Source organism: Mycobacterium xenopi (genome assembly GCF_009936235.1).
In the GTDB taxonomy this organism is placed as follows: domain Bacteria; phylum Actinomycetota; class Actinomycetes; order Mycobacteriales; family Mycobacteriaceae; genus Mycobacterium; species Mycobacterium xenopi.
Genome location: NZ_AP022314.1, coordinates 679986 through 694732 on the forward strand (window position 1 = coordinate 679986; position 14747 = coordinate 694732).

14 protein-coding genes are annotated in these 14747 nt (G+C 66.2%); 6 read left to right on the forward strand and 8 right to left on the reverse strand.

All coding sequences use genetic code 11. The annotated features are described in order from the left end of the window. Nucleotides 1–6: 6 nt before the first annotated feature. The 5 genes from MYXE_RS02955 to MYXE_RS02975 are packed head-to-tail and all read right to left on the reverse strand — an operon-like array spanning nucleotide 7 to nucleotide 4612. Nucleotides 7–414, reverse strand: a complete 408-nt coding sequence (locus MYXE_RS02955; RefSeq protein ID WP_085194829.1) for a nuclear transport factor 2 family protein — start codon at nucleotides 412–414, stop codon at nucleotides 7–9. Beyond that, entirely contained in the window at nucleotides 411–1295 is an 885-nt protein-coding gene (locus MYXE_RS02960; RefSeq protein WP_085194883.1) for a TIGR03619 family F420-dependent LLM class oxidoreductase, read from the reverse strand. Before MYXE_RS02960 ends, MYXE_RS02955 begins: the two co-directional genes overlap by 4 nt. An 8-nt stretch (nucleotides 1296–1303) precedes the next feature. After that, nucleotides 1304–2473, reverse strand: a complete 1170-nt coding sequence (locus tag MYXE_RS02965) for a thiolase domain-containing protein (protein ID WP_085194827.1) — start codon at nucleotides 2471–2473, stop codon at nucleotides 1304–1306. 54 nt (nucleotides 2474–2527) lie between these two features. Continuing rightward, nucleotides 2528–3592 (reverse strand): thiolase domain-containing protein, encoded by a 1065-nt coding sequence (locus MYXE_RS02970; RefSeq protein ID WP_085194825.1) that lies wholly within the window; start codon nucleotides 3590–3592, stop codon nucleotides 2528–2530. Nucleotides 3593–3607: 15 nt separating this feature from the next. Next, nucleotides 3608–4612 (reverse strand): Zn-ribbon domain-containing OB-fold protein, encoded by a 1005-nt coding sequence (locus MYXE_RS02975; protein ID WP_085194823.1) that lies wholly within the window; start codon nucleotides 4610–4612, stop codon nucleotides 3608–3610. 58 nt (nucleotides 4613–4670) lie between these two features. Between MYXE_RS02975 and MYXE_RS02980 the strand changes: the two genes are divergently transcribed. After that, nucleotides 4671–5702 (forward strand): LLM class F420-dependent oxidoreductase, encoded by a 1032-nt coding sequence (locus tag MYXE_RS02980; protein WP_003923148.1) that lies wholly within the window; start codon nucleotides 4671–4673, stop codon nucleotides 5700–5702. A 74-nt stretch (nucleotides 5703–5776) separates the two neighbouring features. On the opposite strand, the gene MYXE_RS02985 is transcribed toward MYXE_RS02980, so the two are convergent. Continuing rightward, nucleotides 5777–6496, reverse strand: a complete 720-nt coding sequence (locus MYXE_RS02985; protein WP_003923149.1) for an acetoacetate decarboxylase family protein — start codon at nucleotides 6494–6496, stop codon at nucleotides 5777–5779. A 16-nt stretch (nucleotides 6497–6512) separates the two neighbouring features. Here MYXE_RS02985 and MYXE_RS02990 point away from each other — a divergent pair, with 16 nt between their 5' ends. Next, nucleotides 6513–7721, forward strand: coding sequence for a cytochrome P450 (locus tag MYXE_RS02990; protein ID WP_003923150.1), 1209 nt, complete (start codon nucleotides 6513–6515; stop codon nucleotides 7719–7721). A 53-nt stretch (nucleotides 7722–7774) separates the two neighbouring features. Here the strand turns inward: MYXE_RS02990 and MYXE_RS02995 are convergent, their stop codons facing one another. Together MYXE_RS02995 and MYXE_RS03000 are read right to left on the reverse strand one after the other, a co-directional pair. Further along, a complete protein-coding gene (locus tag MYXE_RS02995; RefSeq protein WP_085194821.1) occupies nucleotides 7775–8614 on the reverse strand; it encodes a hypothetical protein in 840 nt (279 codons plus the stop codon). A gap of 101 nt (nucleotides 8615–8715) precedes the next feature. Further along, nucleotides 8716–9504, reverse strand: coding sequence for a crotonase/enoyl-CoA hydratase family protein (locus MYXE_RS03000; protein ID WP_085194819.1), 789 nt, complete (start codon nucleotides 9502–9504; stop codon nucleotides 8716–8718). A 68-nt stretch (nucleotides 9505–9572) separates the two neighbouring features. Here MYXE_RS03000 and MYXE_RS03005 point away from each other — a divergent pair, with 68 nt between their 5' ends. From MYXE_RS03005 to MYXE_RS03020, 4 genes are read left to right on the forward strand one after another with little or no spacing between them, the layout of a single operon-like run. Next, a complete protein-coding gene (locus MYXE_RS03005) occupies nucleotides 9573–11207 on the forward strand; it encodes an acyl-CoA synthetase (RefSeq protein WP_085194817.1) in 1635 nt (544 codons plus the stop codon). Between the two features lie 7 nt (nucleotides 11208–11214). Further along, complete coding sequence (locus tag MYXE_RS03010; RefSeq protein WP_085194815.1) at nucleotides 11215–12330, forward strand: NAD(P)H-dependent flavin oxidoreductase; 1116 nt, start codon at nucleotides 11215–11217, stop codon at nucleotides 12328–12330. Between the two features lie 19 nt (nucleotides 12331–12349). Then, nucleotides 12350–13186 (forward strand): amidohydrolase family protein, encoded by an 837-nt coding sequence (locus MYXE_RS03015; RefSeq protein WP_003923154.1) that lies wholly within the window; start codon nucleotides 12350–12352, stop codon nucleotides 13184–13186. Beyond that, the gene (locus MYXE_RS03020) at nucleotides 13183–14727 is read left to right on the forward strand and encodes an acetolactate synthase large subunit (RefSeq protein ID WP_085194813.1); all 1545 of its coding nucleotides are present in this window, start codon (nucleotides 13183–13185) and stop codon (nucleotides 14725–14727) included. Before MYXE_RS03015 ends, MYXE_RS03020 begins: the two co-directional genes overlap by 4 nt. Nucleotides 14728–14747: the final 20 nt, after the last annotated feature.

Sequence of the window (14747 nt, forward strand, 5' to 3'; positions counted from 1 at the left end):
CGGCGTCTAGACCGGCCGCGCGGTCGCGGCGGCGCGGTCCATCTCCCAGTAGGCGCGCAGGGCAACCAGTTTGCCGTCGTCGTCAACCTTGTAGGTGAAAACCCCTTCGGCGGTGATCTGGTGTTCGCCCATGGTGATGACGATGTTGCCGACATTGGCTTCTTCGTTGCCGCACTGGAACGTGTCGCGGAAGTTGAACTCGATCTTGTCAGCGGGGGCGATCGCCTTGTCCCAGAACGCCGAGATCGCTTCCTTGCCCCGGTGCCCCTGGCCTTCAGGGTCGAAAGCCGATGGGCCGATCGGGTCTTCGACGATCGCGTCGTCGGCAAACACCTCCAGCCAGGCCTGTTTGTCCTTGGCCTGCACCGCTTCTCGTGAGCGGCGGCCAGCGGCGTGCGCCGGATGCTCGGTCATGACCGGTCCTGCCAACCGGAGTGGATGTAGGTGTCGGCGAAGCGCTTCAGCGAGTCGCGTTTCTTGTTCAGCGGCGCGTCGAAGCCCAGGCCGTCGAGAACCCAGGGGATGACGATGTTGTCGGTGACGCCGATCGCGGTGAGTTCGCGGTGCCCCTCGACGCCGAACTTGTCGATGCACACGGCCTGGAACTCGAACGGTTGGTCGGCGCGACCGTATTCGGCGCGCAAGTCATTGAGCCGCCTGATGGTCTTGGCGAGCTGTTCGGCCGTCATCATCGCGCTGGTCCAGCCGTCGCCGACCCGGGCGGCCCGCTTGAGCGCCGGCTCCGTATGCCCGCCGATGTAAAACGGCACCGGCTGCGACGGCGCAGGGCTCATCTGCAGCCGGTCGAAATCGTAGAATTTGCCATGGAATTCGACCATGCCACCGCCCAGCACCAGCTTGATAACCTCGATCATCTCGTCGACCCGAGCTCCGCGGCGCTCATAGGGCTGCCCGCACCATTCGAATTCTTCGGGTGCCCAACCGATGCCGACTCCGAAGCCGAATCTGTTGTTGGTGAGGTTGGCGACCGAGCCGACTTGGCGTGCCAGCAGCAACGGGTTGCGGGAACCGAGCTTCATCACGTTGGTGTAGAACCGCAGCGTCGAGGTGACCGCGCCCATCGCGGCGGCGGCGATCAACGGGTCCACCCAGGGCGTGTTCTCGTCCCACATCCGTGATCCGTCCGCGGTGTAGGGGTAGTCGGCGGCGGCCTTCTCCATGTAAAACAGCGAATCGGGCAATGCGATGGAGTCGAAGCCGACTTCCTCGGCGGTGCGGGCAATGTCGAGTAGCTCGTCGATGGGACCCATCGCGATGCTGCACGTGTATTTCATGCGGCCGCTCACGGCTTGTCGGCCCCTACCACCCACATCGAAAAGTACTGCGAGCCACCGCCGTAGGCATGACCCAACGCCTTGCGAGCACCCGGAACCTGGTGCGCCCCACCCTTGCCCATCACCTGGATGGCTGCCTCAGCGAAACGGATCAGGCCGGAGGCGCCGATCGGGTTCGACGACAGCACGCCGCCGGAGGGGTTCACCGGCAGCCGCCCGCCGATCGCCGTTTCCCCAGCCTCGGTGAGCTTCCAGCCTTCGCCCTCGGGCGTGAATCCGAGGTTCTCCAGCCACATCGGCTCGAACCAGGAAAACGGAACATAGATCTCGGCGGCGTCGATCTCGTCGATCGGGCTGGTGATACCCGCGGCGCTCCACAGCGCGGCCGCGCAGTCCCGGCCGGCCTGCGGGTTGACCTGGTCGCGGCCCGCGTAAGCCAGCGGCTCGGTGCGCAACGCGGTGGCGTGGATCCAGGCCACCGGATGACCGTCGGCGACACGTTGGTCGGCGATCTCCTCGTTACCGATGACCAGGGCGCACGCCCCGTCGGAAGACGGGCAGGTTTCGTCGAACCGGATTGGATCCCAAAGCATTTGGGACGACAGCACTTTCTCCAGGGTGATGTGGGGCTGCTGGACGTGCGCCAACGGGTTCTTCGCGCCGTTGAGGCGGTCCTTGACCGCGACCATGGCGCCGATATGAGACGGCGCGCCCGAGCGGCGGATGTATGCCCGCACATGTGGGGCGAAGTAGCCGCCCGCCCCGGCACCGACCGGCTTGGTGAACGGCACTGGGATGGACAGCGCCCACATAGCGTTGGATTCCGACTGTTTTTCCCACGCTATCGCCAGCACGCGGCGATACTTGCCCGACTGCACCAGGCTGGCGGCCACCACTCCGGTGGACCCGCCTACCGAACCGGCGGTGTGCACCCGGATCAACGGCTTGCCGGTAGCGCCGACAGCGTCGGCCATGAACAACTCCGGCATCATGACGCCTTCGAAGAAGTCGGGTGCCTTACCGACCACGACGGCGTCGATATCGTCGAAGGTGACACCGGAGTCGGCCAGTGCTCGGTCGATGGCCTCGCGCACCATGCCATTCATTGACACGTCGTGCCGCTTGGCGACGTATTTCGTCTGCCCGGTGCCCAGCACTGCGGCAAGCTGCTTAGTCATCGGCGCAACTCCTGCTCATCGCGCTCCGCGCTCTGCATCGTCGTGGGAGCGCCATCAGTTCTTCCTTTCCATAACCGCGACTAGATTTTGTTGCAGCGCAGGCCCGCTGGTGGCATGTGCCAGCACGCGTCGTGCCGACCCATTCCAGATGTGTTGGGCGGCGAATCCGATGCGCTCAAGGCCGGCGACGAACATCGGGTTCGCTGCCAGGGCGCCGCCTGACGGATTCACTTTGACCGATGCCGGCAGCCGCATGGCCTCCGCGAGGATGAGATGTTGGTGGGTGAACGGGGCATGGATCTCGGCGACGTCGATGGTGCGCATTTTGTCGCCGGTGGCGATCTTCGTCGCTGCGGTGGTCGACGGCGACACCGTGAGATCGCGTGCGCCCAGCACCGGGGATTCGATGCGGTGCTCGAAACCGGTGATCCAGGCAGGGTTTTCGCGCAGCTCGCGAGCGCGGTCGTCGGCGGCGAGTACGATCGCGGCGGCGCCGTCGGTGATTGGTGCGATGTCGTGGCGCCGCAGCGGGTCCGCGAAAAACGGTCGCTGCAGCAGGTCCTCAAGACTCTTGGGCGGCGGCACCCGGTCCACCCGCTGGGCCACCGCGAACGAGTCGTAGGCGACGCGGGCCATCTGTTCAAAACTCCACTTTTCGGCCTCGAGTCCGAGGCGGGCCTGCAGCGCGGCGATCGACACGGAATCCGGCCACAGCGGCGCCACCGTGTAGGGGTCGGTTTGCCGTGACAGTATTCGGCGAAGGATTCCCGCCGAGGACTTGCCGAACCCGTAGACCAGCGCGGTGTCGACTTCTCCGGTCAGCAGTTTGATGTAGGCTTCGTAGGCCGCCCACGCCGCGTCCATCTCGACGTGTGATTCGTTGATCGGCGGCACGGCGCCGATCGAGTCGATCGCCGAGATGAACGAAAACGCCCGGCCGGCAAGGAAATCGGAGGACCCTGAGCACCAGAAGCCGATATCGGCCTTGGTGATGCCGAGCTCGTCGTAGAGTTTGGCGAAGCACGGCATCAGCATCTCGACGCCGTTCGTGGTGCCGTCGGTGCGGCGTACATGCGGGGCGTGGGCGAAGCCGACGACCGCAACATTGCGAGCGCTCATTGGTGGTACAGCCCTTTACAGGTGATGCTTGTAGGTGTCGTAGTCGGCGTCGGGTTCGCCGGTCGGCCGGAAATGCGAGATGTTGTCGATGCCCAGCCCCCACTCCTCGCGGGGCCGCCACACCGCCTGGACGCGCATGCCCATCCGCACCTCCGAGGCGTCGATCTCGGTCACCAGGTGCAAAAACGGGATGTCGGCGCCGTCGAGCAGTATGTAGGCCGCCACGTAGGGCGGCTTGATGCGCTGCCCGGCGAACGGGATGTTGATGATCGCGAACGTGGTCACCGTGCCCGTGTCGGACACCTCGACATAGTTGTCAAGCGGCAAGCCGGTGGCCGGATCCGCTTCCCGGGCAGGGAAGTACACCTTCCCGTTCTCGCCGGTGCGGGCTCCGAGCAGCTTTCCTTCCTGCAGCGCCCGCAGATATGCGCTCTCCGGATGTGACGCGGTGTGCTGGATCTCCATGTGGATCGGGGTGGTCAGCATGCTCACCGGGTCGCGATCGTCGCTGGTCTGCGGAGACCTTGTTTCCGGTTCGCCTTCGCCGGGCGCGAAATACGCGATGTCGGTGATGGCGCCGACCGGCTCGTCGATCCACTGGGCGTGCACCCGCATGCCGGTGCGCATGGCCTTCGGTCCGTCGGCGCCGGCGTCCACGGCGTGCAGCAGGGTGGTGTCGGCGCCGTCGAGTTTGATCAGCGCCCAGGCAAACGGGCGGTCCAGGGGCTGACCCTCCAGCGGCTCGGGCTGCCACGACCAGGACTCGACCGTGCCCGCAGTCGACACCGGTACGATCTCGCCCAGCGGTTCATAGGTGACCGGGTCGTATTCGGCTGGCGGCACGTGCACTCGGCCATCGGACCCGCGCACTCCGACGATGCGGCGGTCGCGTAAGGCGGTGAAAAACTTGCCCAGCGTCGGACCGACTGAACGGGTGTAGTCGAATGACAACGTCAGCGGTGCCGAAAGGGGTGGCTCGGGTTGATCGATCAGGGTCAGGCGAGTTGAGCTGGCTGTCACGTCTTCGAGTAGAACAGGTTCTAACAATCGAGGCAAGAATCGGTCGAAAGGCAGTCTAATGAAGCTCGGGTTGCAGCTGGGATACTGGGGCGCTCAGCCGCCGGACAACGCCGGTGAGCTGGTCGCCGCGGCCGAGGATGCCGGGTTCGACGCGGTGTTCACCGCCGAGGCGTGGGGCTCGGATGCTTACACACCGCTGGCCTGGTGGGGTGCGTCCACCAGACGCGTGAGGCTGGGCACCTCGGTGGTGCAGTTGTCGGCGCGCACCCCCACCGCGTGTGCGATGGCCGCGCTGACGCTCGATCACCTGTCCGGCGGGCGGCACATCCTGGGGCTTGGCGTGTCCGGTCCGCAGGTCGTGGAGGGCTGGTATGGACAGCCGTTTCCCAAGCCGCTGGCACGCACCCGCGAATACATCGACATCATCCGTCAGGTGTGGGCCCGGGAAAAGCCGGTGACCAGCGCCGGACCCCACTACCCGCTGCCGCTGACCGGCGAGGGCACGACCGGGTTGGGTAAGGCGCTCAAGCCCATTACCCATCCGCTGCGGGCCGATCTGCCGATCATGCTGGGTGCGGAGGGGCCGAAAAATGTGGCGTTGGCCGCCGAGATCTGCGACGGCTGGCTGCCGATCTTCTACGCGCCGCGGTTGGCCGACATGTACAACGAATGGCTGGACGAGGGCTTCGCGCGCCCCGGCGCGCGCCGCAGCCGCGAGGACTTCGAGATCTGCGCGACCGCGCAGGTCGTGATCACCGACGACCGGGCCGCCGCGTTCGCCGGCATCAAGCCGTATCTGGCGCTCTACATCGGCGGCATGGGCGCCGAGGACACCAACTTCCACGCCGACGTCTACCGCCGGATGGGGTACGCCGAGGTCGTCGACGACGTGACTCGGCTGTTCCGCAGCGACCGCAAGGACGAAGCCGCCAACGTCATCCCCGATGAGCTCGTCGACGACGCCGTCATCGTCGGCGACATCGACTACGTGCGTAAGCAAATCAGCGTGTGGGAGGCCGCCGGGGTCACCATGATGGTGGTCTCGGCGCGCAGCCCGGAGCAGGTCCGCGAGCTAGCCACCTTGGTCTAGTTTCGGCCGCGGCCGCTTTGCGCGAAGCCTTGCCAGCGAATTAGAACGCGTTCTAGATTGGCCGGGTGGGCCGGTCAGATCGGGCGTGCGTCGCCGAACGTCATCTCCACGTTGCGCACCGATCCCGACGCCAACGCTCGCCTGGGCAGTCCCAGCGACCGCAGCTCGTCGGCGTACTGATGCGTCCCCAAACGAAGCGTCGCGCCGCCGATGCGGCCCCGCACGCCCGCCGTCTTCATCTCCCAGGGCACTTCCCGCGTGCTGCCTTCGGCGTGGGTGTAGGTCTTCAGTACTTGTGGCCGCGCAGTGAACATCGACGGGACCGGCAAGCCCGGGCCGAAGTCGATGCCCGCAATGTGCAAGCCCTCGGCGCTGACATCGAAACCGAAGCGACGCCGTTCGCGAACGGTGAAGTCCGCCATGATCTTCGGGAAGCCCCAGATGCGGCGACCGGCCTCCAACGTGAACGACTGGTCGACCGGCAGATGGTGAATGAACGCGGCGGCGTCTTTGAATGCCCGCCAGCCGTGGGCGCGCGAACCCGGCGGGTTGACCATGACGGCGGTGCCGAATTCGTGATACTGCCCGAGGTCGCCGTCGAAGTAGCGGGCCAGCATGAGGTTGACCACGGCGCGTCCGGGCCGGTACTGGCAGACTTCCAGACCGCTGTAGTCGATGAGCTTTTGCGCCGCCGCGGCGTCGACCGAGAACATCGCGGCGTGCACGTCGGCCTTCCGAATCCGAACGGGCATGGTCAGCACCGTTCCGGCGATCGTGTGTTGTGAACCAGGCATAGGTGGAGGTTAGTTGATGACTGTCACGATCCCAGACATCGATCTGACCGACGGTAGGTTCTACGCCGACGGCCCCCGGGCCCGCGAGGTGTATCAGTGGATGCGCGCTAACCAGCCGGTGTTCCGTGACCGCAACGGGTTGGCCGCGGCGTCGACCTACCAGGCGGTGATCGACGCCGAGCGGCAGCCGGAGTTGTTCTCCAACGCCGGCGGTATCCGGCCGGGTGTCGACGCGTTGCCGCACATGATCGACATGGATGACCCGGCACACCTACTGCGGCGCAAGCTCGTCAACGCAGGCTTCACCCGCAAGCGAGTCCGCGACCGAGAGGCGTCGATCGCAGAGTTGGTCGACACCTTGATCGACGCGGTGTGCGAGCGCGGCGAGTGCGATTTCGTCAGGGACCTCGCTGCGCCGCTGCCGATGGCGGTCATCGGCGACATGCTCGGGGTGCGACCCGAGCAACGGCAAATGCTGCTCAAGTGGTCCGACGATCTGGTGTGCGCGCTGAGTTCGACCATCGCCGAGGCGGATTGGCAGGCTGCGCTGGACGCCAATGCCGCCTACACCGAGTTCACCCTGGAGACCATCGCCGCGCGCCGCAAGGAGCCCACAGACGATTTGACCAGTGTGCTGGTGCACGCCGAAGTGGACGGTGAGCGGCTGACCGATGAAGAGATCGTCTCCGAAACGTTGCTGATCCTGATCGGCGGCGACGAGACCACCCGGCACACTTTGAGCGGGGGCACCGAGCAGCTGCTGCGTAACCGAGACCAGTGGGAGATGCTGCAGCGTGATTCGGATCGGCACCTGCCCGGGGCGATCGAGGAGATGCTGCGCTGGACGTCGCCGGTGAAGAACATGTGCCGAACCCTCACCGCGGACACCGAGTTCCACGGCACCCAGCTGTACAAGGGCGAGAAGATGATGCTGCTCTTCGAGTCCGCCAACTTCGACGAATCGGAATTCGTCGAACCCGAACGCTTCGACATCACCCGAAACCCTAACAGCCACTTAGCATTCGGTTTCGGCACGCATTTCTGCCTGGGCAACCAGCTGGCCCGCCTGGAGCTGACGCTGATGACGCGGCGGGTGCTGGAACGACTACCCGATCTGCGGTTGGCCTCCGACGATCCGCTGCCGCTACGTCCGGCGAACTTCGTCAGCGGGTTGGAGTCGATGCCGGTGGTGTTCACACCGACCAAGCCGCTGCGCCGAGCGTGAAACTGCTGCGAAAAATCAGCGCTTGAATCCAAGGGCACGATCTCGCAACAGCTTCACTTTCGGCGATCCCAGGCCGCCGATACTCGGCCGATGATGCCGCCTTCGGTGTCCTCGGCAGTGACCCGCACGTCGATCCACCCCGACTCCGTCACCGCTTCCGCGCGCCGGATGTCGTGGTAGAACCGCCGCCGGTTCATCCAGTGGTGGTCGCCCTCGTAGTCGACGCCGACTTTGATGTGTTCCCAGCCCATGTCAATGACGGCGACGAGCTGGCCGTACTCGTCGTACACCGGTATCTGGGTCGTTGGCGGAGGAAAGCCCGCGCGAATCAGCAATAGCCGCAGCCACGTCTCCCGGGGCGATTCCGCGCCGGGGTCGACGAGGGGGAGTGCGATACGGGCTCGCCGGATACCGCGTCGGCCCTTGTAACGGTCGGTCAGTAGTTCGACGTCGGCCATTTTGAGGTGTGTTGCGCGGGCAAGGGAATCGATGGCGGCCACGGCCTTACCGACCGGGTTGCGACATGCCAAATCGAGGGCGGTGCGTGCCGGCGTCGTGACGGACATGCCGGCGATCAGTTGGATTTCGTCGTCATCGACACGATCCGACCAGGTGCGAATACCGCTGGGCGGCCGGCGATAGTCGTACAGCAGCGCGGCCGGTGCGCGGGCGTCGACCCATTTGGCGCCGTGCAAAGCCGAAGCCGAATGGCCGGCGATCACGCCGCGCCGCCGAGACCACAGCCAGGCGGCGCGTGCGCGCTGCACGCCTGTGACCTCGGTGCCGGCTGGAATGTAGACATCCGGATAAATCGCGACGTACTTGCTTCTGAGGGCGTGGCGGGTCAGCTGAGCGCCAGCGATCGCTTCGCTTCCCAAAAACGGTTCCCCCATGGCGGGAGTGTGCCGCCCGGCACCGACAAGCCCATCGGACGTGTACTTAGGGCGGAAAATCGGAGCGAATCCCGCCCCCAGTACACGTTCGGCGCAAAGGGTTACCGGCCCTTGAACTGCGGGGGCCGTTTCTCCTTGAAGGCCAGCGGCCCTTCCTTGGCATCCTCGGACAGGAACACCTTTATCCCCAGCTGGGTGTCGATCTTGAACGCCTCGTTCTCGGGCAGGCCTTCGGTCTCCCGGATGGCGCGCAGGATCGCTTGCACCGCCAGCGGCCCGTTAGCCGAAATGACGTCGGCGATCTCCAAAGCCTTGGCCAGCGCCTGCCCGTCGGGCACGACATAGCCGATGAGTCCGATCTCCTTGGCCTCGGCGGCGGTGATGTGCCGGCCGGTCAGCAGCAGATCACAGGCCACGGTGTAGGGAATCTGCCGCACCAGCCGCACCGCCGAGCCGCCCATGGGATAAAGGCTCCACTTGGCCTCGGAGATACCGAACTTTGCGCTTTCGCCGGCGACCCGGATGTCGGTGCCCTGCAGGATCTCGGTGCCGCCGGCGATGGCCGGGCCCTCGACCGCGGCGATCAGCGGCTTGGTCAGCCGTCGACCCTTCAGCAGTGCGTCGATGCGCGACGGGTCGTAGCTGCCGTCCTTGAACGAATCGCCCGGTGGCTTGGCGGTCGCCGCCTTCAGGTCCATGCCTGAACAGAAATAGCCGCCGGCCCCGGTCAGGATCGCGCAGCGGATGTCGGGATCGTTGTCGATACGGTCCCACGCCTCGACCATGATCGCCATCATTTCGCTGCTCAGCGCGTTGCGGGCCGCCGGCCGATTGAGCGTCACGATCAGGGTGTGTCCGCGCTGCTCGACGAGGGCATCGGGTTCTTTCACGGGTGTCTGCCTTCCTGCTTATAGGCCCCGGACTTGTCAGGAAATGTAACACGTTCTAATTTGGGGCCGTGGCCCTCAATATCGCCGATCTCGCCGAGCACGCCATCGACGCCGTGCCTGACCGTGTCGCCTTGATCTGCGGCGACGATCAGCTGACCTACGCGCAGCTCGAGGAGAAGGCCAACCGCTTCGCGCACTACCTGATCGACCGGGGCGTCAAGAAGGACGACAAGGTCGGCCTCTACTGTCGCAACCGCAACGAGATCGTGATCGCGATGCTGGGCATCGTGAAGGCGGGCGCCATCCTCGTCAACGTCAACTTCCGCTATGTCGAGAGCGAGCTGCGCTACCTGTTCGACAACTCCGACATGGTGGCGCTGGTACACGAGCGTCAGTACGCCGACCGCGTCGCAAACGTCCTGCCGGAAACCCCAAACGTCAAGACGGTGTTGGTCGTCGAGGACGGCAGCGACAAGGACTACCAGCGCTACGGCGGTGTCGAGTTCTACACCGCGCTCGAACAGGGCTCGCCGGAACGAGATTTCGGCCCGCGCAGCGCCGACGACATCTACCTGCTCTACACCGGCGGCACCACCGGCTTCCCCAAGGGCGTGATGTGGCGCCACGAGGACATCTACCGGGTGCTGTTGGGCGGAACCGATTTCGCCACAGGCGAATACGTCGAGGACGAATACGACCTGGCCAAGCAAGCGGCCGCGGGGCCACCGATGGTCCGGTTCCCGATTCCCCCGATGATCCACGGCGCCACGCAATCCGCGACGTGGATGGCGCTGTTCTCCGGCGGAACCATTGTGCTGGCACCGGAATTCGACGCCGACGAGGTGTGGCGGACGGTGCATAAACACAAAGTGAACCTGCTGTTCTTCACCGGCGACGCGATGGCAAGGCCGCTCCTGGACGCGCTGAGCAAGGACAACGACTACGACCTGTCATCGCTGTATCTTCTGGCGAGTACCGCGGCGCTGTTCTCGCCGAGCATCAAGGAGAAACTGCTCGAGCTGCTGCCCAACCGGGTGATCACCGACTCGATCGGTTCCTCGGAGACCGGCTTCGGCGGCACCAGCGTCGTCGCCAAAGGCCAGGCGCACACCGGCGGCCCGCGCGTCAACATCGACAAGTGGACCGTGGTGCTCGACGAGGACGGCAACGAGGTCAAACCTGGCTCCGGGGTGCGGGGGGTCATCGCCAAGCGAGGCCACGTCCCGGTCGGCTACTACAAGGACCCGGAAAAGTCCGCGGCCACCTTCAAGGTCATCAACGGCGTGCGCTACGCGATTCCCGGTGACTACGCGACGGTCGAGGAAGACGGCACGGTGACATTGCTGGGCCGGGGTTCGCAGTCGATCAACAGCGGCGGCGAGAAGATCTACCCGGAAGAGGTCGAGGCAGCGCTGAAGGGTCACCCCGACGTGTTCGACGCGCTGGTGGTCGGCGTGCCCGACGAGCGCTACGGCCAGTGTGTGGCCGCCGTCGTGCAACCGCGGCCCGGAGCACGCCCGGCCCTGGCCGAACTCGACCAGTTCGTGCGCAGCGAGATCGCCGGATACAAAGTGCCCCGCAGACTTTGGTACGTCGACGAGGTCAAGCGATCACCCGCGGGCAAGCCGGACTACCGTTGGGCCAAGGAGCAGACCGAAGCGCGGCCCGCCGACGAGGTGCATGCCAACCACGTGAGGGCGTGAGACCCTGATGCGCACGCCGCTGTGCGACCGGTTCGGGATCGACTACCCGATCTTCGTGTTCACGCCGTCGGAGAAAGTCGCAGCAGCGGTCAGCCGGGCCGGCGGGTTCGGCGTGCTGGGGTGTGTGCGGTTCAACGATGCCGACGAGCTGGAACCGGTGTTGCAGTGGATGGACGCCAACACCGACGGTAAGCCCTACGGTGTCGACGTCGTCATGCCGGCGAAGATCCCCACCGAGGGCGCGGCGCCCGACCTCGACAAGCTCATCCCGCAAGCACACCGGGAGTTCGTTGACAAAACGGCTGCCGCCCTGGGTGTTCCGCCACTGCCCGCCGACGAGAAAGGCTCCGCCGGAGTGCTGGGCTGGTTGCATTCGGTGGCGCGCTCACACGTCGAGGTCGCGCTCAACCATCCGATCAAGCTGATCGCCAACGCCCTCGGCTCGCCGCCGACAGACGTGATCGAGCAGGCACACCAGGCGGGGGTGCCGGTGGCGGCGTTGGCTGGCACCGCCGCGCACGCCCGTCGCCACGTCGACAACGGTGTCGACATCGTGGTGGCCCAGGGCTATGAGGCCGGCGGCCACACCGGAGAGATCGCGTCGATGGTGCTGGTGCCAGAGGTCTGTGACGCGGTCAGGGTTCCGGTGTTGGCGGCGGGTGGGATCGGCACCGGGCGTCAACTCGCCGCGGCCTTGGCGCTGGGCGCGTCCGGGGTGTGGATGGGCTCGGCGTTTTTGGGCGCGGCCGAATACGACCTGGGCGCGCGCCACGCTTCCGGAGTTTCGGTCGTCCAGCAAGCGCTGCTGGCCGCGAGCTCGAGCGACACCGTGCGTCGCCGGATCTACAGCGGCAAGCCGGCACGGCTGCTCAAGAGCCGCTGGACCGACGCCTGGGACGCCCCCGACGCGCCTGAACCACTGCCGATGCCGCTGCAGAACATCCTGGTCGGGGAGGCCCACCAGCGACTCAACCGGTCCAACGATCCCAGCGTGGTGGCGATGCCGGCCGGTCAGATCGTCGGGCAACTCAAACGCATCCGCCCCGTCGCCGAGATCATCGCCGACCTGGTGAGCGGCTTCGAGGCTGCCACTCGACGCCTGGACGGCATCCGCGACAGCTGACCATCTACAGTCGAGGCGCGTGACCATCGACGTGTGGATGCAACATCCGACCTTGCGGTTCCTGCGCAGCGACATGCTCGCATCGCTGCGGCGCTGGACCGGAGATGCGATACCCGACACCGAAATCCCGATCGAGGCCACCCTCGCGTCCATGGACGCCGCGGGCGTCGATGTCGGCCTGCTGTGTGCGTGGCGCGGCCCCAACGGCCAAGATCTCGTCAGCAACGACGAGGTCGCCGACTGGATTCGCCTGCACGCCAACCGGTTTGCCGGTTTGGCGACCGTCGACTTGGATCGACCGATGGAGGCAGTGCGCGAGCTGCGTCGACGCGTACGTGACGACGGGTTCGTCGGATTGCGGGTGGTGCCGTGGCTGTGGAACGCCCCGCCCACCGATCGCCGGTACTATCCGCTGTTTGCCGAATGTGTGCAGCTGGAGGTGCCGTTCTGCACCCAGGTCGGCCACACCGGTCCGCTGCGACCGTCAGAGACCGGCCGCCCGATTCCCTACATCGACCAGGTGGCGCTGGACTTTCCCGAGCTTGTCATCGTATGCGGGCACGTCGGCTATCCGTGGACCGAGGAGATGGTCGCCGTCGCCCGCAAGCACGAAAACGTCTACATCGACACCTCGGCCTACACCACCAAACGGCTCCCCGACGAACTTGTCCGGTTCCTGAAAACCGGCACCGGACAACGAAAAGTATTGTTCGGCACCAACTATCCGATGATCACGCACGCGCACGCACTGGCAGGACTTGACGAACTCGGGCTCGACGACGAGACCCGGAGCGCGTATCTGCACGGCAACGCCGAACGTATCTTCGGGCTCGGCCAACGGGAGGCGCAGACGTGAACGGCGCACATGCGTTGATCAACACGCTGGTCGACGGCGGAGTCGAGGTGTGCTTCGCCAACCCCGGGACCTCCGAGATGCACTTCGTCGCAGCGCTGGACAGCGTGCCGCGGATGCGCGGCGTACTGACCCTGTTCGAGGGCGTGGCCACCGGCGCGGCCGACGGCTATGCCCGCATCGCCGGGCGGCCCGCTGCGGTGCTGGTGCACCTCGGGCCGGGGCTGGCCAACGGTCTGGCCAATCTGCACAACGCCCGCCGCGCCCGGGTGCCGATGGTGGTGGTCGTCGGCGACCACGCCACCTATCACAAGAAATACGACGCCCCCCTGGAATCCGACATCGACGCGCTGGCCGCCAGCGTGTCGGGCTGGGTGCGCCGCAGCCGCAGTACCGGTGAGCTCGCCGCCGATGCCGCCGAGGCCATCGCCACAAGCCAAGCAAACCAACATATTTCGACGCTGATCCTGCCTGCGGACGTGTCGTGGTCCGACGGTGCGACGACAGCCAAGGCGGTGTCGGCGCGGCGGACGCCGGTTGTCGACGTGGCTCGGGCCGCCACGGTGCTGCGCTCGGGTGAGCCGACGGTGATCTTGGTCGGCGGCGACGCCACCCGCGAGTCCGGGCTGACCGCCGCTGCGCGCATCGCCACAATCACCGGCGCGCGCTGGTACTGCGAGACGTTCCCGACCCGGGTGCAGCGCGGCGCCGGACTGCCCGTCGTCGAGCGCCTCGCCTATTTCGCTGAGGCCGTCGCCGCCCAGCTCGACGGGGCCAAACATCTTGTGCTGGCCGGCGCCAAGTCGCCGGTGTCGTTTTTTGCCTATCCGGGCAAGCCCAGCAACCTAGTCCCCGAGGGCTGCGAAGTCCACCATCTCGCCGGCGGCGTCGGTGCCGCCGATGCGTTGGTCGCACTGGCCGAGGAGGTAGCGCCCGGGATCGCCGCGCCGCTGGCTGCGCCGTCGCGACCGGTGCTGCCCACCGGTGCCCTGACCGCCGCGTCGGCAGCCGATGTCGTCGGTGCGCTGATGCCCGAGAACGTGATCGTCGTCGACGAATCCAACACCTCGGGCCTGCTGCTGGCGCAGGCCACCGCCGGTGCCCCGGCACACGACTGGCTGACCCTCACCGGCGGTGCCATCGGCTACGGCATCCCGGCTGCGATAGGTGCGGCGATCGCGGCGCCGGATCGACCGGTGTTGTGCCTGGAATCCGACGGCTCAGCGATGTACACGCTCTCCGGGTTGTGGACCCAGGCCCGCGAAAATCTCGACGTCACTACCGTCGTCTACAACAACGGGGCCTACGACATCCTGCGGCTGGAGCTGCAACGCGTGGGCGTCGAAAACAACCCCGGGCCCAAGGCTCGCGGACTTCTCGACTTGACTCGCCCCGCAATCGATTTCGTCAAGCTGGCCGAAGGCATGGGTGTCCCAGCGCGCCGGGTGACTACCGCCGAGGAATTCGCCGACGCGTTGCAGGCCGGCTTCGCCGCCCCCGGACCGCACCTGATCGAGGCCGTGGTGCCCTCCATGTTCGGCTGACGACCGAGCCCGGACCACTG